The organism is Corallococcus sp. CA053C (assembly GCF_003611675.1).
GTDB lineage: Bacteria > Myxococcota > Myxococcia > Myxococcales > Myxococcaceae > Corallococcus.
Map to the genome: position 1 here is coordinate 1 of NZ_RAWA01000879.1, position 448 is coordinate 448.

At 66.7% G+C, this 448-nt stretch carries 1 protein-coding gene; it reads right to left on the reverse strand.

Going from position 1 to position 448, the window contains the following annotated elements; translation table 11 throughout:
- Positions 1-448: hypothetical protein (locus D7V97_RS43700; protein WP_199729274.1), on the reverse strand; the 448-nt coding region annotated here is incomplete at both ends.

The following is a 448-nucleotide window of genomic DNA, read 5'->3' on the forward strand; positions in this document are numbered from 1 at the left end:
CCACATGGGTGGCCTGCAGCTTCAGGCCCAGCGAATCGAAGGGTTCCAGATAGGCGGCAGCACTGCCGTTGGCACTTTTCAGATCCTGCACATCCAACCGCAGCTGGGCCTGGGTCAGGCCGTTGCGGTTGGGCGGGAACGAACCGAACATCGAGGTCACGTCGCCGATCTTCTTCATCATGCCGCCTGCCGACGTGCTGGTGTAGGAGACCAGGGCGAGGTCACCGCGCCGCACCAGCGGCTGGTTGGAGAAGGTATTCATCAGGACGTCGCCGACGGCGGCATCGCGTGCGCCGGTCTGCGCCTGGCTGACGATGGGATCGTTGGCACGCCCGAAATAGCGGTCGACGGCAAGATCGCGCTGGCGGCCGCTGGCCGGCAGCTTGTAGTCCGGCGATACGGTGGCTTCCCAGGCGATCGCGCGCGCGGCCTGCTGGGTGGCCTGGCG